Below are 13,667 nucleotides of genomic sequence, written 5' to 3'. Positions count from 1 at the left end.
CAGCCTTACCTCATCAAGGAACGGGATTGGATTTGTTCAGCCAGCCAAGCAGAGCCTGATGGAACTGCGCCGGTTCTTCCATTTGCGGCGCGTGGCCCATGCCGGGGAATTCTACCAGTGTCGACTGCGGGATCAGCTTGGCCACTTGTTTACCGAGCACTTCATAGTGGCCGATTTTCGCCTTCACCTCCGGTGGCGCCAGGTCCTTGCCGATGGCGGTGGTGTCGGAGGTGCCGATCAGCAACAGGGTCGGCATCTTCAAGTCCTTGAACTCGTAGTAAACCGGCTGGGTGAAAATCATGTCGTAGATCAGCGCCGAATTCCAGGCGACTTGGGTCTTGCCCGGGCCCTTGCTGAGACCGGCGAGCATGTCGACCCAGCGATCGAATTCAGGCTTCCAGCGTCCATCGTAATAGGTAGTGCGCTCGTATTCGCGAATACCCTGGGCGCTGACTTTCAGCTCGCGCTGATACCACTGGTCCACCGTGCGATAGGGCACACCGAGGGCCTTCCAGTCTTCCAGGCCGATCGGGTTGACCAGCGCCAGTTGATCGACCTGTTCCGGGAACAACAACGCATAGCGCGTGGCGAGCATGCCGCCGGTGGAGTGGCCGAGCAGGGTGGCTTTCTGGATGCCCAGCGCTTTGAGCAGCTGCTGCGTGTTGGTCGCTAGTTGCTGAAAGCTGTACTGATAGTTGTCGGGTTTGCTCGAGGTGCAGAATCCGATCTGATCCGGCGCAACGACGCGATAACCGGCTTCGCTCAAGGCTTTGATCGAGCTGTCCCAGGTCGCGCCGCAAAAATTCTTGCCGTGCATGAGCACCACGGTGCGGCCATTGGCTTTGCCATGCGCGGCGACATCCATGTAACCCATCTGCAGGGATTTGCCCTGGGACTGGAAGGCGAAATGTTTAAGCGTGTAGGGGTATTCGAAACCTTGCAGCTCCGGGCCGTACGCCGGGCCTTCGGCGGGCGCGGTATCGGTTGCCGCGTGAGCAAGCAGCGGCAGGGCGGCGCTGAGGACCAGGCCAGGCAACCAACGGGAAACAGGGACGGGCATAAGGACAAACTCCATTTCAAAATTGGACTGATGCTGGGGTGGCTGGATTAGGGCGACGTTAAGTTCAGGTCATAAGCACAGGCAATCGCCGGACCTGATCGTTCAACCGAGCCAGCCGAGTGTGAGCAGGGCCACCACGGCATAACGTGCGCCTTTGGCGAGGGTGACGATCACCAGGAAGCGTCCGAGTGGTTCACGCATGACCCCGGCAATCAACGTCAGCGGATCGCCGATCACCGGTAGCCAACTGAGCAGCAGTGACCAATGCCCGTAGCGTTCATAGTGTTTGCGCGCCTTAGCCATGTGCCGCGGACTGACCGGAAACCAGCGTCGATCCTGAAACCGCTCGATCCCGCGGCCCAGCCACCAGTTGACCAGCGAACCGAGGACGTTGCCCAGTGTTGCCACCGCCAGCAGACCCCATAGCCAATAACGGTCGCTGACGATCAAACCGACCAGCAACGCTTCGGACTGCAACGGCAACAAGGTCGCCGCGCCGAACGCGGCAAAGAACAGCCCGAAATAAGCCGCGCCCATCAATGGGCCGGGTAATCCGCCACCACCACGTCACTGCCGTCCTTCTTCAGGCCGATCACTTGATAGGCATCGCTCATGCCGTCCATTTCCATCCCCGGCGAGCCCATCGGCATACCCGGTGCCGCGACGCCGAGCAGATCGTCGCGTTTGCTCAAGGCCAGCACTTGATCGGCGGGTACGTGGCCTTCAACGAATTTGCCGTTGATGATTGCGGTATGACACGACGCCAGACGCGGTGGCACGCCGTGTTGTTGCTTGAAGCTGCTCATGTCGCTTTCGACGTGATCTTCGACTTTGAAACCATTGGCTTGGAGGTGGCTGATCCATTTTTTGCAGCAACCGCAATTGGCATCGCGGTGGACTTCGATCGGGATCAGGTCGGCGGCCTGAGCCAGGGAAGAGATGAACAGGGCGCTCAAGGCGACCAGACGCAGGTGGGTTCGCATAACGGGCTCTCGACTCGGATGGCGATCAAAAAGAACGCATTTTGACCGGTTTTTCCTACCTGGCATCAACGGAGTGTTTCCAGTTGCTACAAGGAGGACTGCCAGGATGATCGTAGATCAAGGCTGACAATTGACTGAGTGCGAGATGACAAAGTTGTCAGGATGTCGTCCGCTGATTCTGTGAACACCGCTGAATCCTGTGGGAGCTGGCTTGCCAGCGATGGGGCCCGGTCAGGTGAAACTGTTTTACCTGATGCACCGCTATCGCTGGCAAGCCAGCTCCCACAGGAGGAGTTGTCTGCTGGGTACGAGGTTGCCTCAAAGAATCAGCGGACTTTGAAACGGCCCATGATCGCGCTTACCCGGCTATTGGCTTCGAGCAATTGCCGTGTGTTGAGCTCGCTGGCCTGGCCGCTTTGCACCAGTTCATCAACCATGTGGCGGATCTGCACCATGCTGCGGTTGATCTCTTCGGTGACGGCGCTTTGTTGCTCGGCGGCGGTAGCGATTTGCGTGCTGAGGCTGTTGATGTGGCTGACCGAACCGGCCATTTCGTCGAGGCCAGTGTTGACCCGGGCGGTGGCATCGGCGGCGGATTGGCAGCTTGCCTGGGTATTTTCCATGGCGCTGACCGAAGAGCTGACGCCTTGGGTCAGACGGCTCAACATTTCGTTGATCTCTGATGTGCTGGCCTGGGTACGTGCGGCGAGCGCGCGGACTTCGTCTGCCACCACGGCAAAACCTCGCCCTTGTTCACCGGCGCGGGCCGCTTCGATGGCCGCGTTGAGGGCGAGCAGGTTGGTCTGGCCGGCAATCGCACCGATAACACCGAGAATCTCGGTGATGCGCTGCGCGTCCTGTTGCATGTTTTCAACTTTATGGGTGGCGCTGGCGACTTCATCGATCAACGCGACCACGCTGTTGGTGGCTTCACCGACCACCACCCGCGAACGGTCGGCGTTTTCGTTGGCGCGCTGGGTGAACGCAGCGGTTTCGGCGGCGTTCTGTGCCACGCTTTCTGCGGTCGAGCTCATTTCGGTGATGGCGGTAACGGTCTGATCGGTTTCCGAGGCATGGCGCAGCAGAATCTGGCTGGTGTGCGCCGAGGTGCGTTGCAGATTATCGAGGCTCGAGGCCATGGCGCCCGTGGCCTGGGTGACTTCGCCGATCATGTTTTGCAGGTAGGCGATGAAGGTGTTGACCGAGTGGCCGATGGCGCCCAATTCGTCTTCGGCACGAATGGTGATGCGCCGGGTCAGGTCGGCATCACCGCTGGACAACGAATCGATGTTGGCTTTCAACGCTTTCATGCGTTGCACCAATTGGCGGATTGCGTAGACCTGCAACAACACCAGCAGAATCACCAGTGGAATCTGCAACAGGCTCAGGCTGCTCAGCACATCGTCGCGCTGGGCAGTGAGCATTTTGGTCGGCAGGGCGGTGGCGAGGAACCACGGCGTGCCCTCGATCGGGCGCATGAAGAAGGTGCTGGCTTCGCCGTTATTGTCGAATTCGACTCGTTGCGCCTGATCGCGGTTTTGCAGACCGGTTTTCACTTGGCTGGCAAACGTCGAGGTGCTGGCCAGGTCAGTGATGTTCTTCAACACGATCGGCCCGCTGATGCGCGAACTGTTGCTGATGATCTTGCCGTCAGCCTCGACGATCAGCATTTCGGCGTTGAGGTCTTTCTCCTTGCGCGCAACCAGGTCATTGAAGAAGCCGAGGGTCACGTCGATGGTCGACACGCCCCACGCCGAGCCGTTTTTCTGGATCGCCATGGCGCAGTTGGTGCGCGGTTCGGCGCTGGCGTCGTCCTTGTAGGCCGCCGCCCAGGCGCACTGACCGCGCGGGGTGGCCATGCCGCCCTTGTACCAGCTCTGGTCGTAGTAATTAGGCGCGGCGTCACTGTTCCAGAACGTGTTCACGGCGAGTTTGCCCGAGGCATCGCGATGCCAGAACGTGCTGAATTTGTTGCGGCCGGCCTCGCGTTGGCCCGGCAGCGGCCAGATCCCGCCGCCGAACACCTTGAGTTCGCCGTACTGATCCACCAATCCCGGCAGCACCGTGTCGATGGCCGCACTGTCCAGCAGCGGGATGGTCTGGGTGATGCTGCGTTGCTGGGACTGAACCTTGTTCAGTTCGCCCTGAATCTGCTCGGCGACTTCGGCAATGCGGTTGAGCACGACCTGCTCTTCGGTTTGCCGCAGCTTGGGCGCGACCAACTGGCTGATACCGACGACGGTCAGTACCGACAGCAGCAGGATGAACAGAACCAGAAACAAGGTGTAGCGAGCCTGAATGGTGCGGAATGCGGGCATGGAAACCGGTCCTTGAGCAGCGTTTCTTATAAGAGGGGGCAGGGCAGAACAGTGCGGGTATCAACAGCTTATCGTCGGGCAAAAGAGAAGCTTTAGGTACTTTCGTTCTAATAAGAATATGGGCCGACGACAGGCATGTATCGGGGTCGGTACATTAAAACTAACCAGCTCGTTCGTTAGGGTGAATGGCCTGACTTCTAGCAGGTGACGATAGCGCTCTAGCCCTTTATTCGTGAGGGGGATGTGGGTTTGTATCGAGAATGTACAGAATTTGTAAAAAAGTGCAGAAAGAGGTTGGTGCCATCAGTTTGCCGACCGATACTCGCGCCCATTGAAAACGCTGAACAAGGATCTTTTCATGGGCATTTCTCAAGGACTTTTCTCATGACTATCGGCTACACCGGTGCGTGGGAAAGCAAGGCCGGCGTCCTGGTGCGCAATACCGGAGCCAAGAAACAGGTCGCGCAAAGCGTCAAAGTGCAGCAGATGCTAACCACGGTCGGTAATGATCCGAATGCACTGAACACGGCGGAAATGGATAAACAGGGTTTGCGCAAGCAGATCAAGGGTTTCAACCCCGCCGATGTGTCGGTCAAACAAATGGGTAAGCTGAGCGTGTTCCTTCGTGAGCGCGGGCTGATCTCCGAGGTCACCTCTTTCACGCTGCTCAATGCCGGCGAAAAGTTCGACCGTTTCGGCGTGCAGAAAGACCCCGACGCGCGCTTCAACGCCCTGGAATATTTCGCGACTCAGCTAGATGCCATTCAGACCAATGGGCTCAATGGCAATGCTTACGGGAAGAATCTGATTCCGGAATTCAAAAAGGCCATTTATGTCCTGCAGAACCTGAAAACCTACGGTGAAGGTAATGCGGCGTTGCCGACGGACAAGGGCGTAAAAGCCAAAGCGTGAATCAGCACAGTGGCCCGTTCCGTGATGGAACGGGCCACTCTTCATTCAATCGCACTGCTCTGGGCCTGATCGTGCAGCCGTTGCATATACGGGCAATGCAGCGTCAATGCGCGCCGCCGATAGCCTCGGTGGAATAACGCCAGCCAACCGTCACCTCCCTCATCCGGAGCAATACCGGTAAATGCGAATCCGATGCTTGCCAGCTTGTTCAGTGCGCTGGCAAAGCCGTTGGCAAGTCTGAGTCTGATGGCAACCGTCCAGTGCCTGGGCAACCGTTGCAATTGCCTAAGCAAGCGGTTATCGAGTTTTTTCAGATACACGTCATGGCGCCCCTCATGCTGTTCGAACGCGAGCGCCGGCCCGGTCCAGCGCGAGTCCTTTTCCTGTGTCCCGAACACATTGCATAAATGCTGCATGAAACTGTGGCAGCTCTCGGGCCATTCCAGTGCCGGCAGCGGTCGTGGGTAGCTGTCGATGGCGGTGTAGCCGATAACGATCGATTCAGGCAGCGGCTCGCCGAAGGGGGAAGGCACATAGTCGAGCATCAGCCCGGTGCTGACGAAGCCCAGCCGGTCGGCCATGCGTTGCGAGTAAAGATGTTGCGTCACTTGTTTGATCGTCACGCCCCGACAACTCAGGGCCTGTGCGTGTATCAGTAATTGCCGTCCCAACTGCGTGGCAATGTTCTGTCCGCGAGTGGCGGGATGGACCACGGTCAGTGCCAGTTCTGCAATGTGCGACCCTTTGTTTCTGAATAATGTGGCATGCCCGTGCAGCGTGCTGCCCGTCACGGCGACCAGCGAATGCCAGCGGCCGTCGCAATGATTCTGGTTGATCATCAACGGCAGATACACATGGGGTTGAACGTAGTGATCTGCGTAAATGCTCCGGAACAAACGGCTGACGGCGGTCGCGTCGCTGGGGCGATAACTGCGTAGCGTCACCTCGTCCATGGGCGTTGCTCCAGATCGGGCGCGTCGTAGCGACGTAGATCTTGCACGCGTTGGCGTTTGCCGGAGCGCGGGTGACGGGCGAGATCTTCTGCGCTGCAACCGTCTACGAGCAGGTCGAGTCGATGCTCTGCAGCAAGTTGCGCGATCTGCGGTTGATGCTCGATCAGCGCCGCGCGCAATGCCGCGCTGACTGAACGAGCGTCGGCAGTGGTGACATCGACCCGCCATTTCACGGTCAGGACATCGCGGTTGTCTGCCTGATCGATGACCAGTTGCCAGTCGTCACTGCCCGTGAGGCGTTGCACGATCGCGGCAATGTCGTCGGTCATCAGGGTCAGGCTGGCAACCCTTACCCGCGAGCTGGTTGCGCAGCGTCCCCGCAAGGCAAATTGGCGCATCGGCGCGGTGGCAGGTTCTTGCCAACAGGCGAGGTCGCCAACCGGATAGCGAATCAACGGCATCAGGCGTCGCGTCAGATTGGTGACCACTAACCGTCCGGTGACGCCACAGGCATCGATCACTTCTCCGGTTTGTTCATCGAGGATCTCCAGCACGCTATGGCGTTCGAGCATACGGTGTTCGCCCAAGGCACAGTCGCGCGCCGTGGCACCGATAAACCCGGCGTCGACGCTGGCATAGCCGATGGAGGCAAACCGGGCGTTGGGAAACACTCGGCGTAACAGCTGCAACTGCGTTTCGAACAGGCTCTCTCCGCCATACAGCAGCGTGTCGATACCGTCGAGGACTCGCGAACGGCTTTGCAGCCAATCGGCAAAACTCAGTAAATGCGCGGGCACGCCAGCGAGAACGTTGATCCGGTGCTGCAAGATCGAGTCGGCGAGGACGCCGAACTCGACATGCCCGGTGAAGGGGTATTCGGTCACGCCGGCCGTCTCATGCGCCAAGGCGTCGTGAATGAAAACGAAACTGGCGTACAGGTCGCCGACAAAAAACAGATTGGCGACGCGATCACCCCGGCCAAGTTGCGACGTCAGTTGGCTGCCGAAGTCTTTCACCAGGGTCTGCCACTCTTCGCGGGTGAACACCGAAAGCTTGCCGGCGCTGGTGGTGCCGCCGGTTTTGAACACCAGCGCAGGGCCGACAGGCGCTGTCAGCACCGGCCATTGGTCAAGGTTCAGGCTGGTTTGCCAGTATTGCTGCGGATCGACCACGGGCAGTTCGCTGAGTGTGCAAACACCGGGTGCAACCTCACGCAAGTGCTTGGCGTAATACTCGGAATGCTGTCGCGCAAAGGTGATCAGGTCATTGAGTGCAGGTGAAGTGTTCAAAGGGTCTCTCCTGAGAGGCGGGCGCGTTCAACGACGCGCATCGATCAATTCCGGGATCTTTCCGCTATGTTGGTTTGTGCTGAACTGCATCGGCTCACAGCGTTCAACTTCCACGCAAAGCAATCCGCTGCGCAGCAAAGTCGTCAGTGTCGTATAGGGCTGAAGTCGGGCGAGGGCGTCGGCCGGGCGCAGGTCGCAGCGCAAACGCATGCGCTCCAGGCCATCGGGCGCGTGATCCAGAATCAACTGAAACGGCGTTTGCAGGTGGCTGGCCAGTTGCTTGAGGCAAATGAAGTCGGTGCCGATGCGCACCAGTCGACCGTGTCGCTGCAACAGCTCAAAGCGCGGCGACGTCAGTCCGCAAGGGCAGGGACCGCTAAGCCAGCGACCCGTGTCGCCGACGGCGTAACGTTGTACGGCATGGCTTTCACGAAATTTTGCCGTGAACAACAGCCGCCCGACTTCATTGCCAGCGACCGCCACGTCTTCATCCAGCGCGACAATCTCCAGGTGCTGGATATCGCTCATCAGGTGAAACACGCCGTCGTCGCTGGCGGTGCACGCATGCCCAAGTGGCCCCGCATCGACGCTGCCGTACACCGCAGAGCGCAGCGTGCGCACACCACAGCGCAGGAGCAAATCGCGACATGGATCGCTGATGTGCTCACCGCCGAGAAAGACCTTGTCGATGCCGCCATAGTCGCGCAGGCGTTGCTCCTCGTTGAGGAACAAACGGTGCACGGTGCTCGCATGCCAATGAGGACGTTGACGCGCTGTTCGACGATCAGTCGGGCGATCTCGCTGTAATCATCGTCGGCGGGCGCGGCCATGGGCAGATGCGCGACGTCGGCCAGTTCCAGCACCTTGGCAAAACTGTAAAAGCCGCCGTAGAGCCCGCCGCAAAAAAACAGGTTCATCACTTTGTCCCGCGTGACGTCCAGGCCGGCGGCGAACAGACCGTCGGCGGTTGCGCGCATCTGTCGCTGAAAATCGCGATAGCTGTAGGCGGCCAGGGAGGGTGTGCCACTGCTGCCGCCGGAGCGGAAAAACAATTGCGCCGCAGGTGAAGGTGCCAGCGTGATAAACCTGTCCTTGTCCATGATCGGCAACCCGATCAAATGCAGCGCAGCGGAGGGCCGGTCGAGCGTTGCATGCGTGGGCAAATCGCTCGCAGTCAAACTGACCGAGACGCGCCGACTCAAGCGTTGCAGTGCGTAAACACCATCATGGGGTTCGCCCGCGTAACCGTCGTGAATCGCCTGTATCGGTGCGATGCGCGTCACGCCCGCCGCGATCAGCGTTCGCGACAGTTCGCCGATCTGCGCCGGCAGACACGCCAGCGCACAACTTTGCAGCACATTGCGCCAGGGCAGCAGCGTTTGGCTGATCAGTGCGCGGGGCAACGGTTTGAGCAGTAACGTGCGGAACAGCGGGGAGGGTGTCAGTTGCCGGTCATGGGTCCAGATCAGTCGCCAGCCCGGCGCGCTCCATACCTCGCCAGTCAGCCCGGAAAAACTCTTGCTCAGCCGCGCCATCGTGGTGTGTGTGGTGATTTGTGCCGCTTCCTGATCCGTCGGCGCCAGCGCTGGCCAATGTCCGCTGCGTCGTTCGAAAGCGTTGGCCAGGGCTGCGCCGATTGCCCTGAGCACCTGCGGATCATCGCTGTCCACCAGCAACCATTGCGGGCTGGAACAGGCTTGCTGATCGAGGCGACAGACTTCATCGACCATGGCATCCAAAACTGCATCGCCAACGGCGTCCGGCGTCAGGTAGACAAAACTGATGCGGTGGCCCCAGTCAATCCAGCGACACCCTGGCGGGATTTGCCTGCGAATGGCTTGCAGCGCCGCTTCTGCGCCCCACGCCGAGACGCCATTGGCCAACCGGCAGAGGCGACCGATGTGCGCGGTCGTGGCTGGCAGCACCGCGAGGTAATGGCGCAATTGACCGCTCGGGTCGCATTGCAGCAACCCGCTGAGCAATTGCGCGGTCAGGCCGTGATCACTGCTGCTCGGGCGCAGCCAGTTGATATTGCCGGCGAGCAGGCTTTCAATCACTGCGCAGAATGCCAGCAGCGGCGCGTTGGCCGGCGTGATGTGCACGACCAGGCCCAATGGTGCCCAGGCCTCGAAACGTGACTGGCGGTAATCCAGGCGCCGCAAGGACTGCGGTTGTAAGCCCAGTTCACGTTCGAGCTTGGTGCGCAGGGCGTCAGGCTGACAGAAGTCGATCAATGCCTGACGCTGTTCATTTTCCAGCGGCAGCCATGTCGCATCAGCCTGCAACCGTTGGGCGAACCCCCTCGCCGCGCTGATGACTGTGTCACTCGCCAACGGGGTGTCGAGGTGCTGCGCCAATGTTTGCTCGAGCAGGTCCAAAGCTGTATCGAAGCTGAATTGCGGGTGCAGTTGTCCATCGATCAAATACATATCAATGCCTCCCCAGCAATTCGGCGGCGGCCATGGCGCAGCTTCTGCCCGCGTCGGTGCCGGCACGTCCATGCAGTTCGAACCAGTCGCTGCTTAATCCGCAACGGCAAGCAGCGCCGGGATGCAGCGTCGCCAGATCACTCATGATCACCGCGTGGGCCGGGCTGGACGAGATGTACGGCGACACGAACCCCAACAGGCCACGCTGGCCATAACCTAGGACGGATAGATCCGCGGTGTCGCGTATGAAGACTTTGGCGTAGACCGGCACGTGAAAATGATGCTGAGCGCATTCGATGTACGGCACTGCGTGTTCCACCGCACCGTAACCGTCGCGGCAACGCTCGGGGTCAATACCTAATTGCCGCTGGATGCGGGCATAGAACTGCGCCTTGGCAATCTCTTGCGCCGCTTGGGTTTTCCAGCCACCGCCAAAAAAGGCCAGCGAACCTGCTGGCAGTTGCACGTCGGCGACCCCGGTGGCCTGCATGTGTTGCAGGGCCTGCCAGAGGAACGCCGGGAAACCGAACATCCGCACCGGCAAACCTTCCTCAGCAAAGGACTGCAGTGCGGCGATCACGCCGAAGACGTCGAATTGGTGGCTGTCGCCCGTGCTGCGTAATGCGTAGATAACACGATTGGCCGGGGCAAAACGGCAGAGGAATTGATCGGTGTAGGACGTACCCAAGGTGATCTCACCCTGCGGCTCATAGCTCAACAGCAAATAGTTGCAGGGCGTATCGGGGGTATTCCAGCCGTAATGGCAGAAAATCCGTGCAACCATGAACTGCGCGCCACTCAAGCTGCGTTCGTCATAGCGCATACGGCTTTTCTGGCCGCTGGTGCCCGATGAGGTCAATTCCAGCGCCTGTTCGCCTGTCGGGCTGAGGATCGATTGTTGTTTAAAAAAGGTGGCAAAGATCGGCGGCAATTGTGACCAGTCTTCAAGACTGTTCAGGTCTTCGGGGCGAAACCCATTGGCCCTGAGCCAGTGTTCGTAACCCGGTGTGTGCTGGCTGTGGAAATGGCAGATTTCACCCATGGCCCGATCAAACAGGCCGGGTGGTACGCGTTCCGCGCAATAGGGGTGCGGTAAAGCGCAAAGCGCATCACCGTGAGGGAATGAAGTCATCGTCAATAGTCCGTTATTGAGTAGAGGGGGTGGAGTCAGGCGCGCGCGAATCATCGCGCAACACCCGGTGCAGAAAGGGCAGGCACAGCAATCCGGCGACCGTTGCCCACAGCGCAAAAACATGCAGGCTGTCGCCACCGCCGACGCTTGCAATGAGAGCACCGCCAGCGCCCATGACGGCAATGGAAAGCATGCCGATCATGGCCGACATCAGACCTTTGCTGTCATCGCTGGCAAACAGTGCCAAGCGGTACAGCGCCGCATTGCTCATACCCAGGCCCACCGCATAAACCGCCAGCGCGCCGACCGTCCAGGCGAGTGGGCCGTCGACAAAGGCGCTGGCGAGCAGCGACAGCAGTCCGCAGCAGTACGGCCACAAAGCCAGGCGAATCAATCTGGGCAGCGCACAGGTGGGCAGCAATCGATGCAGAATCAGGTTGCCGACGATCACCGCTGAAAACACCGGGATCTGCCATAGCCCGTACGCCATCGCAGTCAAGCCGTTTAAACGGATCAACAGCAACGGGGCAAGACCGATCCAGGCGATCAACGGCAGGCTCATCAGCCCCAACGCGAGGCTGGCGCAGACAAACCGCGGATTACGCAACAAGGCGCAGTAACGCTGTCGCAGGTGTTTGAAGGTGAAGTCGACGGGGGCCAGCAACCGACCATCCCGGCGCGGTGTGGCAACGGTTTCCGGCATGCTGATAAACAGGCCGAGCCACGCCAATGTGGCGGCGAAGCTCAGGCCGAGGAACAACTGACGCCAGGTCAGCCATTCCAGCAGCACACTGCCGAGCAGCGGGGCCAACAGTGGCGACAGAAGCGCGACATTGCCGAGCAGCGCCATGAGTCTGACGGCGTCGGCTTCGCAGAAGACTTCCTGCAATGCCGGATAACTGACCGCCACCACGAAACCCAGGCCCATGCCTTGTATCAGGCGCAGCACATTGAAGGCTTCGATGGTTCGAGTGAGCATCGCACCGGCACACGCCAGGGCAAACAGTGCGCTGCCCGACAGCAGCAGACGTCGCCGGCCGAAGCGGTCAGACAGGGGGCCGATCAGCCATTGCAGGCAAACGCCCCCGAGCAGATACAGGTTGAATGCGTTCGGTACGTGCCGTGGATCCGCCGCGAACCCATCGGTGATTTGCAGCATGGCGGGCATGATCATGTCACTGGCCATGTACGTCAGTAGTTCAAAGAGGGCGACAGCCAGGCAAAAGCCGATGGCGTGCCTTCGTTCGATGTTTATTAATGTGCTCTGCATAGACGTCCTTGTGTTTAACATTCCAAAAAGGCTTTTGCAGAGACTAGAGGTACACGCATGCAGAATCTAACGTCGCGCTGCGACATGAGATTTCAAATACTTACAGCGTGTTTATAAACATCCACATGAATATAGGTAACGATCTGGCGGGCAGATGTTCGCGCAAAAAAAATGCCCGCCGGGTGGCGGGCATCGTTTGCGCTTTGAATGATCTTTCGGATCCCGGCGTCAAGGCTCATCAGCCATGGCGCAAGGCGAACAATCCTGTTCTATCGATGGTAATAACCAGGCCCGCCGCCGTCGTAGCGATGGTGGTCACCATGCCAACCGCCGTGGGGGAAAATGATGCAGCCACTCAAGGTGAGTATGGCCAGCAAGGGAATCAGCCAAGTGATTCGACGCAGCATTTCAAAAATCCTCATGGTTACGCCGCCATGAAGCCAAAACTCTTCAGCGGCTGTAACATGAGACCCCGTTTGTGCCGGCGCATCCCCGTGAAAGGGTAAGTGCATGGCATGCGAATCGATACAAACCGGATACATTTCAAAGTTTCAGGAAGCCGCAATGACCCAAAAGCAACGCTTGATATATTCGATTCTGATTGCCCTATGCGTACTGGCGACCATGCTCGGCCTGTCCTGGCTGCAAAACGCCGGGATGATCAGTCAGAAGACGTTTCAGTACGTCGCCATCGGTGTGGCGGTGGTCGTGGTGGTGATCAACGCTGTGATGCGCCGCAAGGTCAAGCCCTGACGGCGATCATCACGCACTTCAGTCGTTGTTGAGGACGGCTGCAGCCTGTGGGTGCAGGCTGTAGCTCTTGTCCGCGTTGAAGGTGATCACACCTTCTGCGCACAGACGCTTGAGCACTTCGCGCACGCTGAGGAAGGACAATGGAATGTCCAGATCCAGCAATTGGCTGTGTACGCCACGTACGCCCAGTCGACGGTCGCTCTGAGCGGCGACCAGCAGCGCATCGATGACCTTCAGGCGAATCAGGCTGGTGCGCAGACCAAAGCTCTTGAGCAGCAAACGGATGCGTTCATTGCCATGACGCTCGACGTGTTGCCCGAAATCGCTCGCGTGGTTGCTCATCGAAGCTCCTTGTGGGGCCTGGCTACCTTCCGTTGGTAGTTGCGAGTTGTACATGCGGTTACTCCTTTCAGAGCCTGATCGGGAAAGGTTTTTTCGTGCTCTCTCATAACAAGACGTATCAGCTCGACAAATCATGAAAGAAAAGATGTAGAAAATTTGTCGCCAATTCGTCCTTTCCCTGTAATCCGCCGCTATTTCGGGCTTTGCCGGGCTAATTTTTTTTCCC

The 13,667-nt window shown here is 59.1% G+C and carries 12 protein-coding genes and 1 pseudogene; 3 read left to right on the top strand and 10 right to left on the bottom strand.

The window, feature by feature from the left end:
• Positions 1 to 13 precede the first annotated feature (13 nt).
• The 4 genes from EJA71_RS09435 to EJA71_RS09420 all read right to left on the bottom strand — a co-directional run bounded on the left by EJA71_RS09435 (position 14) and on the right by EJA71_RS09420 (position 4,361).
• The gene (locus EJA71_RS09435) at positions 14 to 1,060 is read right to left on the bottom strand and encodes an alpha/beta fold hydrolase (protein WP_158956220.1); all 1,047 of its coding nucleotides are present in this window, start codon (positions 1,058 to 1,060) and stop codon (positions 14 to 16) included.
• Positions 1,061 to 1,162: 102 nt separating this feature from the next.
• Entirely contained in the window at positions 1,163 to 1,597 is a 435-nt protein-coding gene (locus EJA71_RS09430; RefSeq protein ID WP_158956219.1) for a YqaA family protein, read from the bottom strand.
• Positions 1,597 to 2,043 carry a DUF411 domain-containing protein gene (locus tag EJA71_RS09425; protein WP_158956217.1) on the bottom strand — a complete coding sequence of 149 codons (447 nt, stop codon included), beginning with the start codon at positions 2,041 to 2,043 and terminating at the stop codon, positions 1,597 to 1,599. Before EJA71_RS09425 ends, EJA71_RS09430 begins: the two co-directional genes overlap by 1 nt.
• Before the next feature lie 326 nt (positions 2,044 to 2,369).
• Positions 2,370 to 4,361 (bottom strand): methyl-accepting chemotaxis protein, encoded by a 1,992-nt coding sequence (locus tag EJA71_RS09420; protein WP_158956215.1) that lies wholly within the window; start codon positions 4,359 to 4,361, stop codon positions 2,370 to 2,372.
• A gap of 384 nt (positions 4,362 to 4,745) precedes the next feature.
• Here EJA71_RS09420 and EJA71_RS09415 point away from each other — a divergent pair, with 384 nt between their 5' ends.
• The gene (locus tag EJA71_RS09415) at positions 4,746 to 5,273 is read left to right on the top strand and encodes a hypothetical protein (protein WP_158956213.1); all 528 of its coding nucleotides are present in this window, start codon (positions 4,746 to 4,748) and stop codon (positions 5,271 to 5,273) included.
• A 41-nt stretch (positions 5,274 to 5,314) separates the two neighbouring features.
• Here EJA71_RS09415 and EJA71_RS09410 read toward each other — a convergent pair whose 3' ends face one another.
• The 5 genes and pseudogenes from EJA71_RS09410 to EJA71_RS09390 form a co-directional block, all read right to left on the bottom strand.
• On the bottom strand, positions 5,315 to 6,226 hold the full coding sequence (locus EJA71_RS09410; RefSeq protein ID WP_158956211.1) for a GNAT family N-acetyltransferase: 912 nt from the start codon (positions 6,224 to 6,226) through the stop codon (positions 5,315 to 5,317).
• Entirely contained in the window at positions 6,214 to 7,515 is a 1,302-nt protein-coding gene (locus EJA71_RS09405) for an AMP-binding protein (protein WP_158956209.1), read from the bottom strand. Before EJA71_RS09405 ends, EJA71_RS09410 begins: the two co-directional genes overlap by 13 nt.
• 27 nt (positions 7,516 to 7,542) lie before the next feature.
• A pseudogene (locus EJA71_RS09400) lies at positions 7,543 to 9,944 on the bottom strand (acyl-CoA reductase).
• 1 nt (position 9,945) lies between these two features.
• Positions 9,946 to 11,076, bottom strand: coding sequence for an acyl-protein synthase (locus tag EJA71_RS09395; RefSeq protein ID WP_158956207.1), 1,131 nt, complete (start codon positions 11,074 to 11,076; stop codon positions 9,946 to 9,948).
• A gap of 13 nt (positions 11,077 to 11,089) precedes the next feature.
• Positions 11,090 to 12,346: an MFS transporter gene (locus EJA71_RS09390; protein ID WP_158956205.1), complete on the bottom strand. Its 1,257-nt coding sequence runs from the start codon at positions 12,344 to 12,346 to the stop codon at positions 11,090 to 11,092.
• A gap of 125 nt (positions 12,347 to 12,471) precedes the next feature.
• On the opposite strand from EJA71_RS09390, the gene EJA71_RS27350 reads away from it, so the two are divergent.
• Together EJA71_RS27350 and EJA71_RS09385 are read left to right on the top strand one after the other, a co-directional pair.
• Positions 12,472 to 12,852: a hypothetical protein gene (locus EJA71_RS27350; RefSeq protein WP_178113673.1), complete on the top strand. Its 381-nt coding sequence runs from the start codon at positions 12,472 to 12,474 to the stop codon at positions 12,850 to 12,852.
• Between the two features lie 58 nt (positions 12,853 to 12,910).
• Positions 12,911 to 13,099, top strand: a complete 189-nt coding sequence (locus EJA71_RS09385) for a hypothetical protein (RefSeq protein WP_158956203.1) — start codon at positions 12,911 to 12,913, stop codon at positions 13,097 to 13,099.
• Between the two features lie 18 nt (positions 13,100 to 13,117).
• Here the strand turns inward: EJA71_RS09385 and EJA71_RS09380 are convergent, their stop codons facing one another.
• On the bottom strand, positions 13,118 to 13,495 hold the full coding sequence (locus EJA71_RS09380) for a fe2+ zn2+ uptake regulation protein (protein WP_158956201.1): 378 nt from the start codon (positions 13,493 to 13,495) through the stop codon (positions 13,118 to 13,120).
• Positions 13,496 to 13,667 lie beyond the last annotated feature (172 nt).

This window comes from Pseudomonas sp. PB106, assembly GCF_009764645.1.
Classification (GTDB): Bacteria; Pseudomonadota; Gammaproteobacteria; order Pseudomonadales; family Pseudomonadaceae; genus Aquipseudomonas.
The sequence above is the reverse complement of the archived record's forward strand: the minus strand, read 5'-3'. Positions and strand labels throughout refer to the sequence as shown.

Excerpts from the sequence above, each read along its gene's own strand:
- EJA71_RS09435 (WP_158956220.1), bottom strand. The coding sequence starts at position 1,060 with ATGCCCGTCCCTGTTTCCCGTTGGTTGCCTGGCCTGGTCCTCAGCGCC.
- EJA71_RS09430 (WP_158956219.1), bottom strand. The coding sequence starts at position 1,597 with ATGGGCGCGGCTTATTTCGGGCTGTTCTTTGCCGCGTTCGGCGCGGCG.
- EJA71_RS09425 (WP_158956217.1), bottom strand. The coding sequence starts at position 2,043 with ATGCGAACCCACCTGCGTCTGGTCGCCTTGAGCGCCCTGTTCATCTCT.
- EJA71_RS09420 (WP_158956215.1), bottom strand. The coding sequence starts at position 4,361 with ATGCCCGCATTCCGCACCATTCAGGCTCGCTACACCTTGTTTCTGGTT.
- EJA71_RS09415 (WP_158956213.1), top strand. The coding sequence starts at position 4,746 with ATGACTATCGGCTACACCGGTGCGTGGGAAAGCAAGGCCGGCGTCCTG.
- EJA71_RS09410 (WP_158956211.1), bottom strand. The coding sequence starts at position 6,226 with ATGGACGAGGTGACGCTACGCAGTTATCGCCCCAGCGACGCGACCGCC.
- EJA71_RS09395 (WP_158956207.1), bottom strand. The coding sequence starts at position 11,076 with ATGACTTCATTCCCTCACGGTGATGCGCTTTGCGCTTTACCGCACCCC.
- EJA71_RS09390 (WP_158956205.1), bottom strand. The coding sequence starts at position 12,346 with ATGCAGAGCACATTAATAAACATCGAACGAAGGCACGCCATCGGCTTT.
- EJA71_RS27350 (WP_178113673.1), top strand. The coding sequence starts at position 12,472 with ATGAATATAGGTAACGATCTGGCGGGCAGATGTTCGCGCAAAAAAAAT.
- EJA71_RS09385 (WP_158956203.1), top strand. The coding sequence starts at position 12,911 with ATGACCCAAAAGCAACGCTTGATATATTCGATTCTGATTGCCCTATGC.
- EJA71_RS09380 (WP_158956201.1), bottom strand. The coding sequence starts at position 13,495 with ATGTACAACTCGCAACTACCAACGGAAGGTAGCCAGGCCCCACAAGGA.